General features: G+C 64.5%; 16 protein-coding genes. 10 read left to right on the top strand and 6 right to left on the bottom strand.

All coding sequences use genetic code 11. The features are described from left to right. Positions 1-8: 8 nt before the first annotated feature. Both OX462_RS11820 and OX462_RS11825 read right to left on the bottom strand, forming a co-directional pair. A complete protein-coding gene (locus OX462_RS11820; protein ID WP_409028475.1) occupies positions 9-1784 on the bottom strand; it encodes a DUF1800 domain-containing protein in 1776 nt (591 codons plus the stop codon). A gap of 67 nt (positions 1785-1851) precedes the next feature. Next, positions 1852-2172 (bottom strand): hypothetical protein, encoded by a 321-nt coding sequence (locus OX462_RS11825; RefSeq protein ID WP_409028476.1) that lies wholly within the window; start codon positions 2170-2172, stop codon positions 1852-1854. Between the two features lie 26 nt (positions 2173-2198). Between OX462_RS11825 and OX462_RS11830 the strand changes: the two genes are divergently transcribed. From OX462_RS11830 to OX462_RS11865, 8 genes are all read left to right on the top strand, one after another. Beyond that, on the top strand, positions 2199-2765 hold the full coding sequence (locus tag OX462_RS11830) for a hypothetical protein (RefSeq protein WP_070224459.1): 567 nt from the start codon (positions 2199-2201) through the stop codon (positions 2763-2765). Positions 2766-2828: 63 nt separating this feature from the next. Continuing rightward, positions 2829-3560, top strand: coding sequence for a hypothetical protein (locus OX462_RS11835; RefSeq protein ID WP_071654456.1), 732 nt, complete (start codon positions 2829-2831; stop codon positions 3558-3560). A gap of 67 nt (positions 3561-3627) precedes the next feature. Next, positions 3628-4920: a hypothetical protein gene (locus OX462_RS11840; RefSeq protein ID WP_373632156.1), complete on the top strand. Its 1293-nt coding sequence runs from the start codon at positions 3628-3630 to the stop codon at positions 4918-4920. A 10-nt stretch (positions 4921-4930) separates the two neighbouring features. Continuing rightward, on the top strand, positions 4931-7081 hold the full coding sequence (locus OX462_RS11845; RefSeq protein WP_230506706.1) for a hypothetical protein: 2151 nt from the start codon (positions 4931-4933) through the stop codon (positions 7079-7081). A gap of 20 nt (positions 7082-7101) precedes the next feature. Next, entirely contained in the window at positions 7102-8148 is a 1047-nt protein-coding gene (locus tag OX462_RS11850) for an aminotransferase class I/II-fold pyridoxal phosphate-dependent enzyme (RefSeq protein ID WP_409028477.1), read from the top strand. Continuing rightward, positions 8132-8962 carry a hypothetical protein gene (locus OX462_RS11855; protein WP_409028478.1) on the top strand — a complete coding sequence of 277 codons (831 nt, stop codon included), beginning with the start codon at positions 8132-8134 and terminating at the stop codon, positions 8960-8962. The genes OX462_RS11850 and OX462_RS11855 overlap by 17 nt, the downstream gene beginning before the upstream one ends. 46 nt (positions 8963-9008) lie before the next feature. Next, a complete protein-coding gene (locus OX462_RS11860; protein WP_409028479.1) occupies positions 9009-9659 on the top strand; it encodes a hypothetical protein in 651 nt (216 codons plus the stop codon). Positions 9660-9675: 16 nt separating this feature from the next. Continuing rightward, complete coding sequence (locus OX462_RS11865; protein ID WP_409028480.1) at positions 9676-10410, top strand: amidohydrolase family protein; 735 nt, start codon at positions 9676-9678, stop codon at positions 10408-10410. A 6-nt stretch (positions 10411-10416) separates the two neighbouring features. On the opposite strand, the gene OX462_RS11870 is transcribed toward OX462_RS11865, so the two are convergent. The 4 genes from OX462_RS11870 to OX462_RS11885 all read right to left on the bottom strand — a co-directional run bounded on the left by OX462_RS11870 (position 10417) and on the right by OX462_RS11885 (position 15873). Continuing rightward, the gene (locus OX462_RS11870) at positions 10417-11805 is read right to left on the bottom strand and encodes a sigma-54-dependent transcriptional regulator (RefSeq protein WP_409028481.1); all 1389 of its coding nucleotides are present in this window, start codon (positions 11803-11805) and stop codon (positions 10417-10419) included. Between the two features lie 297 nt (positions 11806-12102). Continuing rightward, positions 12103-14355: an arginine/lysine/ornithine decarboxylase gene (locus OX462_RS11875; protein WP_070224452.1), complete on the bottom strand. Its 2253-nt coding sequence runs from the start codon at positions 14353-14355 to the stop codon at positions 12103-12105. A gap of 238 nt (positions 14356-14593) precedes the next feature. Beyond that, positions 14594-15079, bottom strand: coding sequence for a dihydrofolate reductase (locus tag OX462_RS11880; RefSeq protein ID WP_070224451.1), 486 nt, complete (start codon positions 15077-15079; stop codon positions 14594-14596). Positions 15080-15087: 8 nt separating this feature from the next. Beyond that, the gene (locus OX462_RS11885) at positions 15088-15873 is read right to left on the bottom strand and encodes an alpha/beta fold hydrolase (RefSeq protein WP_070224450.1); all 786 of its coding nucleotides are present in this window, start codon (positions 15871-15873) and stop codon (positions 15088-15090) included. A 204-nt stretch (positions 15874-16077) separates the two neighbouring features. Between OX462_RS11885 and OX462_RS11890 the strand changes: the two genes are divergently transcribed. Together OX462_RS11890 and OX462_RS11895 are read left to right on the top strand one after the other, a co-directional pair. After that, positions 16078-16653: a TerD family protein gene (locus OX462_RS11890; RefSeq protein WP_070291613.1), complete on the top strand. Its 576-nt coding sequence runs from the start codon at positions 16078-16080 to the stop codon at positions 16651-16653. A 251-nt stretch (positions 16654-16904) separates the two neighbouring features. Next, the gene (locus OX462_RS11895; RefSeq protein WP_409028482.1) at positions 16905-18158 is read left to right on the top strand and encodes a TerD family protein; all 1254 of its coding nucleotides are present in this window, start codon (positions 16905-16907) and stop codon (positions 18156-18158) included. Positions 18159-18160: the final 2 nt, after the last annotated feature.

The following is an 18160-nucleotide window of genomic DNA, read 5'->3' on the forward strand; positions in this document are numbered from 1 at the left end:
CGGCTTCCTTATTTCTGGACCAGGTATTCAGGCGAGGCCATCGACAGGAAGATGGCCAGGCGTACGCGGTAGGTTCTTGCGAGGTTGACCTGTGCGGCATTGCTGCCGGTGGCGGCCGGAATCGGCACGCTATTGACGGTGGATAGGATGGTGCCGCGCAGCTTGGTCGACATGTTGCCGGCCAAGAGCAGCAGGTCGACGCGGTCGAGCAAGGCTGCCGGCTGGTCGGCCAGGGCCAGCTCGGCCGCATAGTCCGCCTTCACCGAGGCATTTTCTCCCACGCCGCCGCTGATGGCGTCCTGGATGAAGTTCAGATAGCCGGTGACGGACGGCTCTGCCGTGATCTGCATTTCCGGCGCCACCAGACTGGCGGCGGCCAGCGGCGAATTGGGCGGGACATAGCTGGGACGGAAATAATTGAAGACGGAGGGTGCATTCATGGGATTCTGGCCCAGGCCCGTGAGCGGATCGCTCAGGTAATAGATGCGGTATTGCGAAGCTGCATCCTTGGCGTTAAAGGCGCGCATCCAGTTGCCCAGGCGTACCAGCGGTTCGCGCAATTTCCCCGTACGCAAGGTTGTGCCGGCCGGGGCCAGCGCCTCCGGATCGAGCAGCACGGCACGCAGCATCGCCTGCATGTCGCCGCGCACGCCAGCGCCATTATTGGCAAACGCGGCCGCTACCCGGCCCACATAGGCGGGGCTGGGATTGCTGGTGACGAGCCGCTGGATCAGCTGGCGGCCGAAGAAGGGGCCTGTATTCGGGTGGTTGAACAGAGTGTCGAGGGCTTGCGCCAGGTCGGCTTCGCCGGTAGTGGCGCCCGAAATACTGACTCCCAAGAAATGTTTTTCTCCGGTGGAATGGAAGGCCGTGTAATTCTGCATCGGTTTCCAGTCGCGGTCCGGATCGGCCACGCTGCCAAAGAAACGGTTAGCGGCCTGGTCTGGTCCGGCCCAGCTCCAGCCTGTCAATACTTTCGCCAGGCCGCTCACATCGTCGCGCGAGTAGGTATCGATGGGCTTGCCGCCGGACAATTTCAAGCTGCCGTCAGCGTTCAGCTGATACAGGCCGATCGTAAATAACTGCATGATTTCGCGGGCAAAATTCTCATCCGGGGTACGCGTTGCCGATTCCTTCTGATTGCGCAGGTGCGACAGATACAGACCCATCATCGGATGCGTGGCGACGCCTTGCAGCAAGGTGCGGAAGTTGCCGAAAGCATGTTGTCCCAGCATGTCGTAATAGCTGGCAACACCGCGCACGTGCGGCCACACGGCTTCGTTTTGCGTGGAAATGACGAAAATTTCCGACAGGGCAAACGCCGTGCGTTGTCGCAACTGGTCGTCGCCGCCTACGGCCTGCTGCCAGAATGATTCATAAAAATTCTGAGGCAAGGCCTTGCTGGCCGTCGTGTCCGCTGGTGGAAATTTCGCATCGAGATATTTGCGATGCAAGCTTTGTGGTCTGGAAAACTGGTACTGGAACCAGGCGTTGCTGTCGCTGGCGGCCAGTGCATCGATGGCCGCGATATTCGGCCCGAACGTGGCCCGGCCCAGGAAGCGTGACGCCTGCTGGCGCGTAAATGTCGTCACCTTCGCGGCCGGTGGCGTGGTCAGTGGGGGCGGCGGGACGGTTTCCGCGGGAACTGCCGGCTCGCCCGGCTTCATGTCCGCAGGCGGCGCCACCGTGGCGGTCGGGCTGTCGCCGCCACCGCCACCACAGGCGTTCAGCAAACTCAGAAGTGTTACAGCAGCCAGCAAGCGGCGCAAAGTAGGATGGATCATTTAGTTTCTTTGTGGCAATCAAATTCTGACCTCGTTATTGTATTGCCTGCCTACTGAAAGTGCGTGCTCAAAAGAACATTTGCGTCTTGTCTATTTTTCGATTTAATGCATTTTTGACCGATGTTAAGTGATTTTTTATAGTATTTTGATGAACTTTATTTTTTACAAATGGAAAAATATTTTTACGCGAACGCCTGCTTGTGGTCGATAGGCGACGTAATAAATTCCCTCTAATTAAGCTTGTTTGAAAGCTCATGGACAGGGCGAAAACAGCTTCGCCGGAAACCATGGTTTTTATCGCATCGGCGAAAAGGCGTTCGCCGTCGCGTCCCGTTTTTCCCTCTGCACTTGGCTGGCATGGCCCTTGCGTCAGGGAGGCATGGACCACCCGCCCGCCTTTCACCGGAGCCTGTCATGACCAGCCGCCTGCTCGCCTATCGTCCCGAAATGGAATTGCCGGAAGCGCCGGGCGTGCTGTCCCTGCAGCACGAAGATGAGCTGGCACTGGCGGCGCAGTTGCTGGAATTGCAGGCGCCGTCCCAGTTCGACGCGTTCCTGGCGCGCCAGTTGGGCGCCACCGCGGCGGGCCAGCAAGTGCGCGGCACGCCGCTGGAAGGGCCGCTGCGCCAGCTGCTGGGCAAGGTGGTGGCGCCCCTGCTGCCCCTGCATGGCGGTTCGCCACAGGCGCTCAAGCGGCGCGCTGCGGGCATCTTCGGCATGGAACTGGAGGGATTGAGCCCGGAAGACAAGGAATTCGAACTGGCGCGCCAGGTCGTGCATCTGATCGATGCCGTCAATACGGCGCTGACGCAGGACGGCGGCACGGGTGCGCGCGCGCCCAGGGCGCGGGTGGAAACGGCCCTGTTGCAAGTGGCACGCAGCGTGGCGCCAGGCTTGCTCAGGCAGGCGGCGCAAGCGCCGGGACCGGACGGTGGCCGCTGGCGCCGCGAGGGCGGGCACATCGTCGTGCTCGATTGTTAGCCGGACGGCCAGTCTGTCCGGCGCTGTAGTGTCAACCGAGGTGCTAACTTTTAGGAGCTCATCATGCATGACTTAGATCGTACGACCCTGGAATACGGGCAGGAGATGTCCGGCTTTGAAGCGGAACAGTTCGAGTTTGGCCAGGGCGAATGGAGCGGCGAGGGTGGCGCGAGCGCCATGTTTTCCGAAGCCGAGGAAATGGAACTGGCCAATGAACTGCTGTCGGTCAGCAATGAAGCCGAACTGGAACAGTTCCTCGGCAATTTCCTGCGCAAGGCCGCCTCGGTGGCGGGCGGCATCATCAAGTCGCCCGTGGGCCAAGCCATCGGCGGCGTGCTCAAGGGCGTAGCGAAAAAGGCGATACCGCTGGCCGGTGGCGCCATCGGCGGCTATTTCGGCGGCCCGCTGGGCGCCAAGATCGGCAGCGGCCTGGCCTCGGCCGCCGGCAATGCGCTGGGGCTGGAAGCGGAGGCCTCGTCGAACGAAGACCGCGAATTCGAGGGTGCCAAGCAGTTCGTGCGCCTGGCCGCCGACACGGTCAACCGCGCCGCGCAGGCACGCGGTTCGGGCGACCCGCGCGCCATCGCCCAGGCGGCCGCCAGCGCGGCGGCGCGCCAGTTCGCGCCCGGCCTGCTGGGCCGCCCCGGCAGCCAGGTCGCCACACAGAACGGCAGCGGCGCCGCTGCGGGCGGGGCCATGGCCCAGGGCGGCGCGGCAAGGGGCTCGGCGGGCATGCGCCCCTCCAGCGGGCGCTGGGCGCGCCAGGGCCACAAGATCGTCCTGTACGGCGTCTGACATCATGGCCATCGGCGCTTATGCTGCCTGGATGCTGGCGCAGGAGGCGCGCTCGCTGCTGACGCGGCTGGCGCGGCTGGAACCGTTCGCGCTGATCGAGCCGACGGTGCTGGCGGCCGCCCTGATGCCCAGCGCCCAGTCGGCCATCGAAAGCCAGCTGGTGCAGGGCCGGCGTGAATTGCGGCGCATGGTCGCCCAGTTCCAGCACTGGCTGCGGCGCGAGCACGCCGATGGCGCCAGCATGGCCACTGCCGCCGAGGCGCAGCGCCGCTTCACCTTTCTGCGCCTGAAATTCAATGCCGCGCTGACCCAGTTCGACCTGTTCAACGAAGTCATCACGCAGCGCAGCGAGCACAAGACGGGCGTGTGGCTGGCCGGTCTCGACATCGTTGCCGCCGATGCGCTGGCGCTGCCCGGCAATGTGTACCAGGCGCCGCCCGTGATCTGCTACCTGGACCGGGGACCGGGCGCCGCCATCCGCCGCGCGCGCACGCGCCTGCCGGGCGGCGGCGACAATCCCGTCGCCATCATCCGCCTGCCGCGCGAACGCATGATCGGCAGCAGCATCGCTTCGTCGCTGGTGCACGAGGTGGGCCACCAGGGCGCGGCGCTGCTGGACCTGGTGGCGTCCTTGCGGCCCGTGCTGCAAGCCATGCAGCACGGCGGCAGCGGTCTGGTGCACGTGTGGCAGTTGTGGGAGCGGTGGATTTCCGAGATCGTGGCCGACTTCTGGTCGCTGGCGCGGGTCGGCGTGGCCGCCACCCTGGGCCTGATCGGCGTGGTCAGCCTGCCGCGCGTGTTTGTCTTCCGCCTCAATATCGACGATCCCCATCCGGTGCCATGGCTGCGGGTGCGCCTGAGCTGTGCCATGGGACGGGCCTTGTATCCGCATCCGCAATGGGACCGGCTGGAGCAGCTGTGGCTGTCGTACTACCCGCTGACCGGCCTGCCGCCGGCCCGGCAGCGGCTGCTGGAGCAGCTGCAGGCCAGCATGGCGGCCCTCGTGGGCTTGCTGGTGCAGCACCGACCACCGGCCTTGCGCGGCGGCTCGCTGGTCGAAGCCATGGCCGTGCACACGCGCCAGCCCGCCATGCTGGCGCAGCTGTTTCGCAGCTGGACCCTGGCGCCGGCGCAGATGTACCAGGCCGCGCCGACCCTGGTGTTCGCCGTGCTGGGCCAGGCGCGCGCCAGCGGTACCTTGAGTCCGGAAGACGAAAGCGAGCTGCTGGGGCGTTTGCTGACCCACTGGGCCTTGCGCAGCACCCTGGACACGTCGGAGCTGTGCGCCGACGTCGTGCGGCATGGCCGCCAGTCCGGCAGGTTGCTGCCGCCCCTGGCATCCCGTTTGATTATCCATTGAGGAGAACGACATGAGCAGCAAGATGAGCAGCAAAAGCAGAGGGGCGGGCCAGGCGGGTCCGAAACACCACGGCGGCAGCATCGCGGTCACCGTACACGAGCAGGACAGCGGGGCCATGGTCGTCAATGCCGCCATCAGCCTGTACCGGGGAGCCGAGGCGGATTGCCACAACTTCAATGCCGCCACCTGGGTGCCTGATCCCGCCATGCTGGTGGGCGTGCGCTGGACGGATGGGCGTGGCGGCACCGTGTTTACCGACCTGATGACGGGCAGTTACGTGGGGGTGTATGGCAATTTCCCCGCCACGGCGCCCCAGTGCGTGACGGTGCAGGCCGGCTGCAGCGCCGTATTGTGCTTCACGCCCCAACTCAACCCGCAGGTGACGCTGGCGTTTGAAACGGCCGACTGCCATCCCAGCGACTGTCAGTTCGGCAGGGTGGGCGACCGCGCCATCGCCACCGTCTCGTTTGACGGCGATCAGAGCGCCGACGGGCGCGACCAGGTGCAACTGCTGGCCGCCGCGCCGTGGGTGCCCATGCGCGGTACGCCGAACGCGTTTTCCACGCCAGTGCGGCGCGCCGGCATGCACCGCTTCATGGGACAGATGATGCTGTCGCAGCGTCCCGAACTGCGCAACGCCTTGCCCGTGCCGGAAGGGCTGAGCCCGCACGCCATGCTGGCGCTCGACGCGGAATACGAGACGGAAGAGCGCCAGCCGCAGCCCATCACGGGCAACGTGGGCGTGTCGCTGACGCGCACGGAAACGGAGCCGACGGAAGACTTGCCGCTGTGGACCCTGATACGCAACAGTACCGAGGCGATGTCGTTTACCAACTACCTGCATTTCATGGACAGCCTGTTTTGCGGCGACCTGGCCAGCGTACGGGGTTTCGAGCAGGAACGCTTCGTGAAAAAGGCCGACATGTTCCAGCAGCTCAAGCAGCGCCGCGCGCTGCCGTTTTCCGATGCCGATTCCTACCGCGTGCTGAAAGTGGCGACGGAAGCGTTCGTGATGGTCAATTGCGGCGTGCTGAATCAACCGCTGGCCTTCAATCCGGCCGAGGACAACGCCTATCTGGACCGGCGCGACATACCGCAAGGGCGCGACCTGGAAACCGTGCTGCGCAACGATTACCTGGAAAACATCGACGGCTTCCAGACCTTGCCCTACCTGGCCGTGATCCGCCGCAAGCTGCCCGACATCCCCATCAGCATCCCGCGCGGCCAGGAAGGCGAGGTCGACCTGTGCTTTGGCATCATCCAGGAAAAGCTGGCCAATCCCTGCCTGCTGGAACTGATCTGGTCGTACTGGCATGAAGAAGGCATGCTGGTGCAGACCATGAACGCCATCGCGCAGCGCTTCCAGAACCTGCGCGCGCCGGGCAACCATCTCGATCCTTTGTCGAACACGGAAATCGACATGCTGCGTCCGCTGAATAATTTACTGTGGGGATACACGCAGGATGAACAGCACCGGCTGACCGTGATGCGCCGGAACTACGAGTATGACCATCACTACGGTGTGCGCCTGGACGGCAAGGCAGTGCAGCACTTCCGGCCAGCCGACAGCCGCTCCAAATTCCTGGAGGCCTTCCACCACTTGCTGCGCCTGCTGACCTCGTTCTACAAGCAGGATGACGACACCACCGTGAAGGCGGATGCCTTCCCGGTGCTGAATGCACTCAAGGAGATCCACCTGATCCTGTCGCAGGGCGCGCACAACCAGTTCGGCGACTTGCCGTCGACGGCGCGCATCGAGATGCTGATGCAGCAATGGATGCTGGCGCGGCCCGAATTCCGCGAATTTTTGCCCACGCGCGTGATGGTCGCGTATCCGGAACCGTGGATGGACAGGGTCGACGCCATGAAGAAACTGCAGGGCTGGACGGACACGAGCGTCATGCATTTCCGTAACCTGGCCATCTTTGGCGAGCAATTGCTGCTCTCCGTGCGCTACGGCAACTGGAGCGATATCTATGAACCCACGCAGGCATTCAACTGGGCGCGCTTCTGGCGGCCGCAAGTGCAGGGCTATATCCACGGCTACCGCGCCGCCACCGGGGTCGATCTGTCCGTCGACAGCAGCGACCCGGTGGTCGAATCGACGATGCCTTCGGTGTTGCTGCGCCAGCGCCTGAGCCAGCAGTTGCGCAGCGTCTAGGGCGGGAGCGGGGCGCGTGCATGCTCGACTTTACCAGTGCCCTGTACCTGGGCATGCGCCATCCGGCGGCCTCGCTGGCGCCGTGGAGCAGCCTGACCCTGGGCCAGCCGGCCGCGCTGCAGGAGCCGCCCGGCGCGCAGGCGCTGGCCGCGGACTTGGCTGCGTTGCAAGGCTGCGAGGCCGCCTGCGTGCTGCCGTCGACCTTGCACCTGTTCTGGGACCTGTTCGGCATGCTGGCTGCCGAGCGGCTGGTGATCCTCGTCGATGGCGGCAGCTATGCCATCGCGCGCTGGGGCGCCGAGCGGGCGCAGGCGCTGGGCTTGCCGCTGCGCTTGTTTCCCAGCGGCGATGTGGCGGCGCTGCGGCGCCTGGCGGCGGCCTGGGGCAGGCAGGGGCGGCGTCCGTTGATCCTGGCCGACGGCTATGTGCCGGGCAGCGACCAGGTCTTGCCGCTGGCCGCTTATGCGGCCCTGGCGCGCCAGGGCGGCGGCTATCTGCTGCTGGACGACACACAGGTGCTGGGTGTGGCGGGCGCGCAAGGCGGCGGCTCGGCGCGGCTGCACGGCTTGCAGGGCGCTTGCGACGAAGCGGGCGGCCATTTGATCGTCGGCGCCTCGCTGGCCAAGGGCTTTGGCGTGCCGCTGGCCGTGCTGGCGGGCAGCGGCGGCCTGTTGCAGCGCTTTGCGGCGCACAGCCAGACGCGCGTGCATGCCAGTCCGCCGTCGGCCGCCGTGCTGGCGGCGGCGCGGCGTGCCATGGCGCTCAATGCGCGCCACGGCGACGCCTTGCGCGCTAGGCTGGCGGACAGGGTGGCGCAATGGCGCGGCGGGATGGCGGCGGCCGGCATCGCTTGCCGGGGCGGCAGCTTTCCCGTGCAGCGCCTGCCAGGACGCGCCCACTTGCAGCCGGCCTTGCGGGCGGCGGGCGTGCTGGCGCTGGCGCAAGCGGGGGAAGGTCCCGGGGCGCTGACTTTTCTGCTGCGGGCCGATCAGACGCCCGGGCAACTGGAGCAGGCGATGAATTTGCTTGAACATCACACGAGGAGGCGATATGAACGACGCGTTTGAAATGCTGCCCTTTGCGGGGCAAGCGGGAGCGGCAGGTGAGTACGAGTGGGAGCAGGAGCAGGAGTGGGCGCAGGAGGGGGAATCCGAGTCCGAGTGGGAGGGCGAGCGCTGGCGGCCCGGCAGCGGGCGCTATGGCGGCGGCGTGCGCGCGCGGCCCCCACTGCGCGGCCCGCGCCGCCCCATGCCGCCGCGCTACCAGGCGAATCCGGCGCGTCGGCCCCCGCGCCCCGCGCCGCCGCTCTTGCCCTACCTGCCGCCGCGCTACCGGGGCTGGGGCGGCTATCCGGCCATCTATCCCACGCTTTATCCGGCACCCTATCCCGTGGCGGAACCCGCGTTTGGAGACCAGCAGGAGCCGGAACCTGACCAGGACCAAGGGCAGGACCAGGGGCAGGACGACGGCCAGCAGCAGGGCGAGATCCCGCCGACCCTGGCCGGCACCATGGGCCGGGTGCCGGAAGCGGCCGCCCTCAATTACCTGGCGCTGGGGACGCTGGCCAATGCCTTGCGCGATCCGAATGGCCGGGGGCCGGGCCTGTATGTGATCGAATTCGATGCGGGCGGGCGCCGCCGCGCCTACAGCGGCCAGACGGATGACCTGCACCGGCGCCTGCTGCAGCACCGGCTGTGCGGCCAGATGATGGGCGTGGACCTGAGCGGGCACCAGGTGTATGTGGCGCCCCTGTCCTCGGCGGCGCAGCGGCGCCGCATCGAGCAGCGCATCCACGACGACATGTTCGCCAACCAGCGCGGCGTGCTGACCAACCAGCGGCGCGAACTGGAACTGGCCGTGCTCGGTGAAATGTGGAGCTGAATGTGGACCTGGCGTCCACGCCTTGATCATTGCGAAGGAGAGCATCATGCACCAACTCGAATGCGCATGCGCGCAATGCCGGCAGCGGGCCGGCGCCGCGTTTGAAGTGCTGGAATTCGGCCCGGACTGGCCCGGCAAGGGGGCGGCGCCGGCCGTCTTGAGCGAAGAGGAGGAACTGCAGCTGGCCATGGAATTGCTGGAAGTGACCAGCGAAGAGGAGCTGGAGCAGTTTCTCGGCAATGTCTTCAAGAGCGTGTGGAAGGGCGTCAAGAAAGTGGGCTCGACTATCGCCAAGGTGACCAAGCCCCTGGGCGGCGCCTTGAAGGCCGTGGCCAAGACGGCCTTGCCCTTCGTCGGCGGCGCTCTCGGTTCGATGATACCGATACCGGGCGTGGGTACGGCGCTCGGTTCGGCCCTGGGGCGCGCGGCCAGCGATGCGCTGGAGCTGGAAATGGAAGCCGAGGCGCCGGCCGACCGCAAACTGCAGATGGCGCGCCGCTTCGTGCGCATCGCGGGGCAGGCGGCCCGTCTGGCGGCCGACGGCGATGGCAGTGCGCGCGCCATCGAGAGTGCGCTGACGCGGGCCTTGCATCAGCAATTGCCGCATTTCCGCTCGCCTGCGCCGCAGCAGGAAGAGGAAAGCGGGCGCTGGCGCCGGCGCGGCAACCGCATCGTCGTCATGGGCGATTGGAACTGAGCGCAGGGAGGCGGGCATGGCGCTGGTCATCGACTGTCACTGCCATGCGGGACCGGGCGACGGCTTGAACGGGCCGTGGGACAGCGATGCGCCGCTTGATGCTTATTTGCGCCGCGCCCGGGCGGCCGGCATCGCCCGCAGCGTGCTGTTCGCCGCCTTCCACTCCGATTATGCGATTGCCAACCACGGCGTGGCGCGCCTGGCCGCTTCCGATCCGCAGCGTTTTTATGGCTTTGCCTTCGTGCATGCGCGGCGCGACCGGGGCCGCATCATGGACCTGGTGCGCACGGCCGTCGAACGCTATGGTTTTGTCGGCATCAAGGCGCACCGCTTTGACGCGCGTATCAGCGGCGAAGTGTGCGACGCGGCCCGTTTCTTCGGTCTGCCCGTGCTGTACGACCCGGCCGGCGAGGTGGCCGTGGCCGAACTGCTGGCGCAGCAGTATCCCGACGTCAATTTCATCCTGCCCCACCTGGGCAGTTTCGGCGACGACTGGGCGGCCCAGCTGGCGCTGATCGACCATCTGGTACGCCACCGCAACATCCATACGGACAGCTCGGGCGTGCGCCGCTTTGATTTGCTGAAACAGGCCGTGCGCCGTGCCGGGCCGCACAAGGTCTTGTTCGGCTCGGATGGCCCCTGGTTGCATCCGGGGCTGGAATTGCACAAGATTCACTTGCTGGGCTTGCCGCCGCTGGATGCGGCGCTGATCACGGGCGGCAATTTTTTGCGGCTGGCGGGGCTGGCGTGAGACAGATCACAGGGCGGCTGGCGTGGCCAGCGGTGACGCGGCAGTAGCGGCTTGCGCCGTGCAGGCGGCCGCCTTGCGGCGTATCTGCAGGGCGCGGTCCGTCACGCCCAGGCGGGCGGCGGCGCGCTGGTTGTTGCCGTGTTCCTCGGCCAGCACCAGGCGGATGGCCACGTCGGCGGCGCAGCGTGTGATGTGCGACAGCTTGCAGCCTTGGGCCAGGGCCCGCCGCACGGCCGCCTCGAAATGCTGGTCGGGCCAGGCCGGCGCCAGCAGCCGTTCCTCGGGCGGCAGGGCGCCGATGGTGATGGGGCCGGGGCCGCAATGGCGGTGCCAGATGCGCGTGACGGTCTGGCGCAGTTCGCGCACATTGCCCGGATAATCGCGCAGCAGCAGATATTCGAGCACGGCGGCGTCCAGCGGCGGCGGCTCTTGTTGCGCCAGTTCGGCGAGGAAATGCCGGGCCAGCGGCAGGATGTCGTCCTGGCGCTCGCGCAGGGGCGGCGTCTGGCAACGCCAGCCGGCGATGCGGTAATACAGGTCGGCGCGAAAGGCGCCGCGCGCCACTTCGTCTTCCAGTTCGCGGTTGGTGGCGCAGACGAGGCGAAACTGGGTTGGCTGCCAGGTATTGCCGCCCACGCGCTTGTATTTGCGCTCCTGGATGGCGCGCAGCAGCTGCGCCTGCAGCGGCAGCGGCAATTCACCCACTTCATCGAGGAAGAGCACGCCGCCGTCCGCCAGGGCAAAAGCGCCGTCGCGCGCGGCCGCCGCGCCCGTAAAGGCGCCCCGTTCATGGCCGAACAGTTCGCTGCCCGCCAGTTCCGGCGACAGGGTGGTGCAGTCGAGGACGATGAAGCCGCCGCTGCAGTTGCCGAGGCGGTGGACCAGCTGCGCCAGTAAATCCTTGCCCGTGCCCGTTTCACCCGTGATCAGCATCGACGCCTGGCTGAAGGCGGCCATTTCCACCACCTGCAGCAGCAGGGCGCTCCAGGCGGCGCTGTCGCCCACCAGTTGCCGGCGCACGGCGCTGGAGGCCAGCAGCTGCGCCACGGCTTGCCAGCGCTGCAGGCGCGCCAGCACCGGGCCCGCATCGACGCTGCCCGCCGGCCACAGCAGCACGTCGAGCACGCCGGCGGCCATCAGCGCGCGCTGTTGCGCGCAGCTGGGTGGCTGGCCGCAGGCGGCAATGGCCAGCACGCGGGCATGGCAGCACAGTGCCGGCAGTGCTTGCAGCAGCGCGGCATCGGCCTCGGCAAACAACACGATGCCCGCTGCATCTTCCTCACCTTCGTGCCGCCGGGCTATAGTTACCTGAGCCTGCTTCAAGGCCGTCATCAGCAAGGCGCCACTGCCAGCCGCCGCCTGCTGCACGATTTCCAGCCACACCTTGAGCATCATATGCCAGCCATCACAGGGCACGAGTCGCCCATCTTAGAAGCCCGATACCCCAGCCGTTTGATCTGGCACAAGCGTGCGCGGAAGGCGCACAATGAAAAACGCCGCCTGACTCACATCAGGCGGCGCTATTGAATGACGTACAACAAACGTCAGAATTAACCGTTTTTAACGAACGTGACGACGGTGCATCCAATCGTAGCGAGCGGAAGCGAATTGTGGCCGAGAAGCGCAACCGTACTGAAGTACGGTGAGCATCGCAGGCCGCAAGTCGCGACGCGCAGCAGATTGGATGAACCGTTACTGACGGACGCAGTCGACGAAGTAACCGCGCTTGCCATCGACTTCGCGTTTCACCAGACCATGCACATCCGTCTCGAAGCCCGGGAAGCGCTCGTTGAAGTCGCGCGCGAAGCGCAGGTAGTCGACGATGGTCTTGTTGAAGCGCTCGCCCGGGATCAAGAGCGGGATGCCTGGTGGATACGGCGTCAGCAGGATGGACGTGATGCGGCCTTCCAGTTCGTCGATGGCCACGCGTTCGATTTCGCGGTGCGCCATCTTGGCGAACGCGTCCGAGGGCTTCATGGCGGGGATCATGTCCGACAGATACATTTCCGTCGTCAAGCGCGCCACGTCGTACGCCTTGTAGAAATCGTGGATTTGCTGGCACAGGTCGCGCAAGCCCATTTTTTCATAGCGCGGGTTGGCCGCCGCGAATTCCGGCAGGATGCGCCACATCGGCTGGTTCTTGTCGTAGTCGTCCTTGAATTGTTGCAACGCCGTCAGCAGGGTATTCCAGCGGCCCTTGGTGATGCCGATGGTAAACATGATGAAGAACGAGTACAGGCCGCATTTTTCAATGATGACGCCGTGCTCGGCCAGGTATTTGGTGACGATGGACGCGGGAATGCCCGTGTCGCCGAACTGACCGTCCAGCGACAGGCCCGGGTTGACGATGGTCGCCTTGATCGGGTCGAGCATGTTGAAGCCGGGAGCGAGGTCGCCGAAACCGTGCCAGTCATCCTCGGCGCGTATCATCCAGTCTTCCTGCTGGCCCATGCCTTCGTCGTTGAAGGTGGACGGACCCCACACCTGGAACCACCAGTCCTGGCCCCATTCCTGGTCGATCTTCTTCATGGCGCGGCGGAAATCGAGCGCTTCCATGATCGACTCTTCCACCAGGGCCGTACCGCCCGGCGCTTCCATCATGGCCGCGGCCACGTCGCACGAGGCGATGATGGAATACTGCGGCGAGGTCGAGGTGTGCATCAGGTAAGCCTCGTTGAAGGCATCCTGGTCCAGCTTGACCGTGTCCGATTCGCGCACGAGGATTTGCGAGGCCTGCGACAGGCCGGCCAGCAATTTGTGCGTGGACTGGGTCGAGAAGATCATCGATTCCTTGGCGCGCGGACGGTCCTTGCCGATGGCGTGCATATTCTTGTAGAAATCGTGGAAGGTGGCGTGCGGCAGCCATGCTTCATCGAAGTGCAGGGTGTCGATCTTGCCGTCCAGCATTTCGCGCAGGGTTTCCACATTGTAGATCACGCCATCGTAGGTCGATTGCGTGATGGTGAGAATGCGCGGCTTCTTGTTCTTCGCTTCGCGCGCGAACGGGTTCGCCTCGATCTTGCGGGCAATGCTTTCCGGCGTGAATTCATGCAGCGGGATGGGGCCGATGATGCCCAGATGATTGCGCGTCGGCATCAGGAACACGGGAATGGCACCGCACATGATGATCGAATGCAAGATTGATTTGTGGCAATTGCGGTCGACGACGACGATGTCGCCCGGTGCCACGGTCGAGTGCCACACCATCTTGTTCGAGGTCGAGGTACCGTTGGTGACAAAATAGCAATGATCGGCATTGAAGATGCGCGCCGCATTGCGCTCGGACGCGGCGACAGGACCCGTATGGTCGAGCAGCTGGCCCAGTTCCTCGACGGCGTTGCAGACGTCGGCGCGCAGCATGTTTTCACCGAAGAACTGGTGGAACATCTGGCCGATCGGCGACTTCAGGAAGGCCACGCCGCCCGAGTGGCCGGGGCAGTGCCACGAGTAGGAACCGTCGTTGGCGTAGTGCACCAGCGCGCGGAAGAACGGCGGCGACAGGCCGTCCAGGTAGGATTTCGCTTCGCGGATGATGTGGCGCGCGACGAATTCCGGCGTATCTTCGAACATGTGGATGAAACCATGCAGTTCGCGCAGGATATCGTTGGGGATGTGGCGCGAAGTGCGCGTCTCGCCGTACAGATAGATCGGGATATCGGCGTTCTTGTAGCGGATTTCCTCGACGAAGGCGCGCAGCGATTTCAAGGCATGGTCGGTTTCCTCGATGGAACCGCCGCCGAATTCTTCATCGTCGATCGACAGCACGAAGGCTGACGCGCGCGATTGTTGCTGGGCAAATTGCGACAAATCGCCGTAGCTGGTCACGCCCAGCACTTCCATGCCTTCTTTTTCCATTGCGGCGGCAAGGGCGCGAATACCCAGGCCGGACGTATTTTCAGAACGGAAATCCTCGTCAATGATGACGATGGGGAAACGAAATTTCATGCATGTCTCCAAAAAAGCAAGCCGCCCCTGACAGATGTGAAGGGGCGGACTAGGGCGCGACGGTCAGGCGGTCGTACAACCCGGCAGCCGCAGAAAAAAAATAAGAACGGGATTCTCGCAGAAATGCGGCGTCTGCGGGAAAAAAATATCGCATCAAAGCGTCACAAGCGTACGCTAGCGTGACGCATGGGTGTGACAGGGGTATTACAGCAACATGCTGGCGATCGACATCACCTTATCAGGCTTTGCGTTCCAGCGTGACAAAGGCGTAAGGCAGGCCGGATTTCTCCGAAACATGGGCCTCGCGCGCTGTTTCTTGCCATACGGCATGGTCCACTGCGGGGAAAAACGCGTCGCAATCAAAGGTCTGGCCGATTTCCGTGATGATCAAGCGCTGGGCCAGGGCCAGTGACTGCCGGTAAATCTCGGCGCCGCCGATGACATAGCCTTCCGCGCCGTCGAGCAGGGCGATGGCCGCTTCCACCGACGAGACCGCTTCCACGCCCTCATGGCCCCAGTCGGCATTGCGCGTGATGACGATGTTGCGGCGGTTCGGCAGCGGCCGGCCGATGGAATCGAAGGTCTTGCGGCCCATGAGGATGGGGTGGCCCGTCGTCAGGCGCTTGAAATGCGCCAGGTCTTCCGGCAGTTTCCACGGCAAGGTGTTGTTGATGCCGATGCCGCCTTGCTGGTCGGTGGCGACGATGATGGTCAAATGGCTCATTGCTTCTGTCAAAGTGGTGGGGGCATGGCCCGATGCCCGTCATTATCGTTGAAATTGCCGGCAGCCTCCAGATGCGCACGCATGGCTTGCGCCAGCTCGCTTGGTGCTTCCAGCGGAATCATGTGGCCGGTGTTGTCTTTTAGTAAGTGCAAGGTGGCTTGCGGCAGGCGGGCCGCCATGGCGCGCAAATCGTCGGGATGGACGAGCTTGTCGTCTTCGGCGCCCACGATCAGCACGGGGAAATCGAGTTCAGGCAGGCGCGCCATCAGGTCAGGACGGTCGATGGTGGTGAGAAATTGCGCCAGCAGCACGTCCTTGCCCAGGTCCAGGCCCATTTGCCGGATCAGGCCCGTGATGGCGGCATCGTCCAGGTGCGACGGGTGCAGCAGTTCACGCAGGCGCTGGCGCGTGATGCCCGCATAGGCATTGCGCTCGAGCATGGCGACGATGCGCTGGCGCGCTTCGATTTCCGCCGGCAGCAAACCTTTGGCGGAATTGGCGATCAAAGTCAAGGATTGCACGCGTTGCGGGTGGGCCAGTGCGTGTTCGAGCGCCAGGTAGGCGCCCAGCGAAAAGCCCACCAGGTGGGCTTGCGGCGCACTGTGGCTGGCGATCAGCTCCTGCATTTGTGGGCGCGTGCGTGCCTGGTGCAGGGGCACGTGCCGTAGATCGAAGGCGTCGCCCAGGGCAGGCGCCAGGCGTGACCACAGGCGTTCATCGCACAGGGTGCCGGGGATACAGTCGAGTTGTATCTTCTTATTGTGCAAAGACAAGCCCGGGTTCAAGTCGCTCATGAGGGTGAAAATTTTCGTCGAGCGGCATTATCCGTCATTTTGCGTATTGGGGCAGCCGTACGGCATTTTCCGCATGGCATTATTTTCAATAGTGCGCCGCTGACAAGCAGGAACTTTATGGTAGGCTCATGGCTCATCAAGCCGGGGTACCGGCGACGTGACCTGAAACACCGAATGCAACCCACACATTAAAGAGGAAACACCATGGCGATCAGTTTGCAAAAAGGCGGCAATGTCAACTTGAGCAAGGAAGCTCCTGGCTTGAAGAAAATCGTGATTGGCCTGGGCTGGGACCCGCGCGCCACCGATGGCGCCGCTTTCGACCTGGACGGCAGCGCCTTCCTGCTGAAAACGGATGGCAAGGCCCGTTCCGACGCTGATTTCATTTTTTATAACAATCTGAAGTCGGCTGACGGCTCCATCGTCCACGCGGGCGACAACACCACGGGCGGCGGTGACGGCGACGACGAGAAAATCGCCGTCGACCTGGCCAACGTGCCGGCCGACATCGACAAGATCGCCGTGGCCGTCACCATCCACGATGCGGAAAACCGCAAGCAGAACTTCGGCATGGTCGGCAAGGCCTACATCCGTTGCCTGAACGGCGACAACGGCACGGAAATCGCCCGCTACGACTTGTCGGAAGACGGCTCGACGGAAGCGGCCATGATCTTCGGCGAAATCTACCGCGCCGGCAGCGAATGGAAATTCAAGGCCATCGGCCAGGGTTTCAAAGGCGGCCTGGGCCCCTTGGCACGTTCTTTCGGCATCAACGCCTAATAACAACTGTCAAAACCTACTGCGCGTCGCGATTTGCGGCCTCCGATGCTCACTGTGCTAAAGCACAGCTCCGCGTCTCGGCCACAACTCGTTGCCGCTCGCTACGGTTTTGTCAGGCGTTGCAATGTAAAAAAGCGGCCCATGGCGGCGTTGCGCCGCCATGCACGTTCCGTACTATTCGTACTGTCTTCGGACGACGCGCCTTGCCCTGGGCCGTTGTCCGAAGCTCCCACACCTGAATACATCATCCCATGGAAAACCTGATCAAGGGGCAGCGCCTGGCGCTGTCCGGCCTCGTCACGGGCAATGTCGTGCAACTGGGGCTCGCCAGCGCCGGCGTGCCGCTGGATTTCGCCTGTTTCGGCCTCGATGCCGCTGGCAAATTGTCCGACGACCGCTACATGACTTTCTTTAACCAGCCGCGCACGCCGTGCGGCGGCGTGGAAACATCGGCGCCGTCCGGCGATGCGGCAGGCTTCAGCTATCAGCTGGACCGATTGCCTGCTTCCATCGACCGCCTCGTCGTCACGGCCGCCATTGATGGCGCGGCCACCATGGCGCAGCTCGGCAGCAGCTACCTGCGCCTGCTCGACGGCGGGCGCGAACTGGCCCGCTTCGCCTTTGCCGGGTCTGATTTTGCGCAAGAAAAAGCCGTCATGCTGGGCGAGTTCTACCGCAAGGACGGGGGCTGGCGCTTCATGGCCGTGGGCCAGGGTTTCAATGGCGGCCTGGACGCACTGGTCGCGAATTTCGGCGGCGAAGTGGCGCAGGCGGACGCGGCACCGGTGCCGGCGCCCAAGATTTCCTTGTCGAAAATTTCGCTGACCAAGGCGGGGCAGACGCACAAGGTGTCGCTGGAGAAGGGCGCGGGCGCGCCGAGCAAACTGACCGTCAAGGCCACCTGGGTCGATAACGGCGATGGCGATGACGATAACGACGATCTCGACTTGCGCGTCGGTATCCTCTTGCCGAACGGCCAGATGCGCTTCATCCAGGCACCGGACGCGGCCGGCAACTTCGACAGCATGCCTTTCGTGCGCCACCTGGGCGACGTGGCGGGCGCATCGGGCAAGGAACCGGCCACGGAAACGGTGGAAGTCAATCCTGCGCTGGCGCAACACTATGGCGGCACGGTGGGCCTTGTCTTCAGCGTGTATTCGGCAGTGGCTAATGGCGCCGTGTCGGTAGCCTCCATGCGGCCGAAGATGGTCATGCAGTATGGCCAGCAGATCGTCGAGTGCGACTTCGATTTCCGCCTGTCCAAGGCGGCCGACGACGATTCCGTCTACACCTATGTGATCGGCATGGCGCGCGTCACGCCCGACAGCATCATCCTTGAACCGTCGGGCAAGACGTCGGAGCCCGGCAGCGAAGCGACGCCGTGGCTGAGCTGGCAGGGCGAGAGCCTGCAACTGGCCTTCAACGGTCCCGTCGTCTTCAAGGGCGAGGACAAGGAAGATGAAGATGATTGCAATGCGGACAATCCACGCCGCTACATTGCCTAGGA

Origin of the sequence: Janthinobacterium aestuarii (assembly GCF_046113285.1) — a bacterium.
Taxonomy (GTDB): Bacteria; Pseudomonadota; Gammaproteobacteria; order Burkholderiales; family Burkholderiaceae_D; genus Janthinobacterium.

Bases quoted from the DNA above. Each gene is read 5' to 3' on its own strand.
- OX462_RS11820 (WP_409028475.1), bottom strand. From the start codon at position 1,784: ATGATCCATCCTACTTTGCGCCGCTTGCTGGCTGCTGTAACACTTCTG.
- OX462_RS11830 (WP_070224459.1), top strand. From the start codon at position 2,199: ATGACCAGCCGCCTGCTCGCCTATCGTCCCGAAATGGAATTGCCGGAA.
- OX462_RS11835 (WP_071654456.1), top strand. From the start codon at position 2,829: ATGCATGACTTAGATCGTACGACCCTGGAATACGGGCAGGAGATGTCC.
- OX462_RS11845 (WP_230506706.1), top strand. From the start codon at position 4,931: ATGAGCAGCAAGATGAGCAGCAAAAGCAGAGGGGCGGGCCAGGCGGGT.
- OX462_RS11850 (WP_409028477.1), top strand. From the start codon at position 7,102: ATGCTCGACTTTACCAGTGCCCTGTACCTGGGCATGCGCCATCCGGCG.
- OX462_RS11855 (WP_409028478.1), top strand. From the start codon at position 8,132: ATGAACGACGCGTTTGAAATGCTGCCCTTTGCGGGGCAAGCGGGAGCG.
- OX462_RS11860 (WP_409028479.1), top strand. From the start codon at position 9,009: ATGCACCAACTCGAATGCGCATGCGCGCAATGCCGGCAGCGGGCCGGC.
- OX462_RS11865 (WP_409028480.1), top strand. From the start codon at position 9,676: ATGGCGCTGGTCATCGACTGTCACTGCCATGCGGGACCGGGCGACGGC.
- OX462_RS11870 (WP_409028481.1), bottom strand. From the start codon at position 11,805: ATGATGCTCAAGGTGTGGCTGGAAATCGTGCAGCAGGCGGCGGCTGGC.
- OX462_RS11875 (WP_070224452.1), bottom strand. From the start codon at position 14,355: ATGAAATTTCGTTTCCCCATCGTCATCATTGACGAGGATTTCCGTTCT.
- OX462_RS11880 (WP_070224451.1), bottom strand. From the start codon at position 15,079: ATGAGCCATTTGACCATCATCGTCGCCACCGACCAGCAAGGCGGCATC.
- OX462_RS11885 (WP_070224450.1), bottom strand. From the start codon at position 15,873: ATGAGCGACTTGAACCCGGGCTTGTCTTTGCACAATAAGAAGATACAA.
- OX462_RS11890 (WP_070291613.1), top strand. From the start codon at position 16,078: ATGGCGATCAGTTTGCAAAAAGGCGGCAATGTCAACTTGAGCAAGGAA.
- OX462_RS11895 (WP_409028482.1), top strand. From the start codon at position 16,905: ATGGAAAACCTGATCAAGGGGCAGCGCCTGGCGCTGTCCGGCCTCGTC.